The organism is Candidatus Hydrogenedentota bacterium, from assembly GCA_035416745.1.
GTDB lineage: Bacteria > Hydrogenedentota > Hydrogenedentia > Hydrogenedentales > SLHB01 > UBA2224.
In genome coordinates this window covers 1-2,961 of the sequence record DAOLNV010000169.1, presented here as the reverse complement: position 1 = coordinate 2,961, position 2,961 = coordinate 1, and the positions used below count along the sequence as shown (strand labels likewise).

2 protein-coding genes are annotated in these 2,961 nt (G+C 58.6%); both read right to left on the bottom strand.

Annotated elements, in window-relative coordinates; translation table 11 throughout:
• Nucleotides 1-534 precede the first annotated feature (534 nt).
• Nucleotides 535-1,077: a DUF2085 domain-containing protein gene (locus PLJ71_22630; protein ID HQM51484.1), complete on the bottom strand. Its 543-nt coding sequence runs from the start codon at nt 1,075-1,077 to the stop codon at nt 535-537.
• Entirely contained in the window at nt 1,077-2,201 is a 1,125-nt protein-coding gene (locus PLJ71_22625; protein ID HQM51483.1) for a hypothetical protein, read from the bottom strand. Before PLJ71_22625 ends, PLJ71_22630 begins: the two co-directional genes overlap by 1 nt.
• Nucleotides 2,202-2,961 lie beyond the last annotated feature (760 nt).

Genomic DNA, 2,961 nt, shown 5'->3' with positions numbered 1-2,961 from the left:
GCCCCGGCAGCAGACACTCCGCTTTGGATAAAGAGACGACGAGATATTCCCATGGCTTCTTCCTTGTTCCGCCGCATCTTAATGCCGGGCTGGAAACAACGCAACAAGAACACCCCGTCTCACCTGTGGCTGCCGAAAGCTTGCCTCTTTGGGCCAGTAAGGACTTACGGTAGCGACGTTGCTCGTTTTGTTCGGCACCCCGCTTGCCATCGCCCTTGTCTGGCTTCTCGCGTACATGCCAACCACAATTGTGGACCGCGACAGCGGCACCTCTGTCTCCCACCACCCTAAAGCCCTGTTAAGGGCGCTTCCGGTTACACTGGGTTCTGAGAATCCAAACGATGCAAGCAAGGACGAACGCGGTCACAAAGAAGACAACTAAGAGCCAGATCGGCCAATTACTTGTCCGGTTCTTTGTTGAGTTTCTCCATGCATCCTTTCGAGTACAGACGCACTGGCCGGCCCTTGTCAATTCAAATCTTGCGTGCTCGGACGAGCTCTTTGCCTGTCGCACCGTATCCAGCGCCTACCCCACTACCTCGCGGACCGCCTGTACCGCGAATGGAGTGCAAGATCGGCGATCGTCGCCGCCACGGCAATAAGGAGTCCCAGCACACCAATCAAGGACAGGAGTTCGAGCACTGGCGCGGCCCATCGGAAAGGTGCATGGACGAGTCCCTGCAAAATCAGCAGCGCTGCAAGAAGGCCAATGCCGTATGCCCGCGGGGAACGGTCATCCCGGGTGAGACCGATCCTGACGCTGAGATGGGTCCATACGAAATAATAGACGCCCGCGATGAAGACCTGTCCGGACAGGGTCCGCACACTGGCCGGATGAGGCAAGAGATGTCCGGTGAAAAAGACCATCTGCAGGATGAGCACCGTGTGGAGCGCCCCCGTGAACCGGCTCGGCCGGAAACACATCCAAGGGAGAAGGAGCAGCATCAAGGCCGAGCCCGCGTAGACCCCCGTACAGCGCTGGCACAGGGCCAGTGGGACTCCGCCGGGCGCCCACGTCCGCGCAGCCTCTTGATGGCACACGAACGAGAATACCCACATGACGGTCTCGTGAATCATTACTCCGCCGCGCCGGTCTTGGCTGGCCCGGGAGTTGCCGGGGCCGGCACGAACGTAACCGTGCGCGCGTCGCCGGTCAGGTCAACCAGGCACAATCCGGCGGTTTTATCCGTGGCTGTTGACGCCGCGAGGCATGTCCCATTCGGAGACAGTGAGAGTTGAAGCGGCTCGAGACCGCCATGCTCCTTGTTCGTGTCAATCCTGACGATTCGGACGTGGCCGTCCGCGACGCGGATCTCGGCGATCCCTGTGTACTCGACGCCGGAATCCGTCCCTCTGACCGTGAGCCAGAGCATGGTCCCGTCCGGAGTCCATTCGGCGTTTGGAGGCTCCCCTAACTCGGTCTGTTCAGGGAGAAGAATTGCCTTCAGGCGTTGCCCTTTCTCGTCGCAGATTAGCAGCGTATTCGAGCTGTCAGACTTTACGACATACGAGAACCGCACGCACTTAGAGGGCATAGCCGTGAGCGGCGTCAGGTCCTTGCCATTTTCGGGCGTGACTGTGAAGAGCGGCTGTTCCTTCAGGGAAGGGAAGGTTTTGACGCGGCCAAACTCGATTTCTTCCTTCGCACTCTCGCCGAAGTAGAACACCTTGCCATTGCTCTTGGTCACCACCTTGGCCCGCTGCAGTGGTTCCGCTTTGCCTTTCGTGACGTCGACGCGGAATGCGTTTGATTCTCCCATGAGCCAGAGCCATCGCTTTCCCTCCAGGAACACGGGCCCGGCAGCCGACTCGATCGAAACCTCGGGGACGGCGACCTTCTTGGAGCTCTTCACGCGGCCCGTTCGCAGGTTGTACCTTGAGACCTGCACCGCGCTACCCTCGACCTCGCCGCGAGGCGCTGACACATACGCGACTTTGTGGCCCCGTTCCGGCCAAAACACCGCCATGGGCACGAGGGTTGAATCATCAGGCGCTCTTGTCTCGGTGATGACGCGGCTCTGCTTCGTGGCGAGGTCGTAGATGGCGACCGCCCAACGGCCCGCGCCTTCTATATCCTGAACGGAGATGTACGCGACCTGATCGCCCTTCGGACTCCATGCCGGTTTGCAGCATATCGAGTAGACGGCGACGGCCAGCAAGGCCAGAATGGCTCCCACAGGATGTCCGGGACGGTGCTTCATGTCGCAACCCCTTTCCACGTTGATGTCGTTGTGGCGGTGTCAGTTGGCCTTTTCAGGTTCGGCGGCTTCGCGCATTACTTCGCGGCCCTTCCCACTCCGATTGGCTATGCTGTTCGACTTGCCGCGTTCCAAGCCCTCGCTGTCGAGAGCCATCTTAGCCGACATCTCCCGTATGGCCCGACCTGCAAACCCTGGTGGCCCATTCCCCGCCATCATAGTCGCGTGCTTTCCCAGAATCCAGCCACCGCTGATCATGACGATTCCTGGTCCATCATATTGCGTTAAATGAATGTTTGCTCAGACGTCTCTCACTGAGGATTCTGCACTTAGCATGATCGGGGAACTCCTGGCAAAGATTAAGGAAGCGCAGCCTTGCCAGATCCCCTTGTACTTCGACTAAATGTTTCCACCATACGGGGCGCCGACCAATGCGCTATTCCATCTCAAAGACCCTAGGAAATGCGCAGAACGTAACCGCGACGAAAATCCATAAACGGGCAACGCCCAAGCACCCACCACGCACTTGAATCACCCCACAACCCCGGAAATAATCACGGTAACAGATGCTGCACTTCTAGACCGCCGCGTACATTTTCGACGGCGTGTCAATGCGATAGGTGTACAAGAGGTACTGACAACGTGTCAAAGTCCCTGGCAAAACCCGTATGTTAGTGGCTCCATGCAAGCATCCGTCGGGAATGCTACGCAATATGGTCTTTGTGGCCAGAGGGAGGACGAAGAGAAGCCCTGGCTTCTTCAG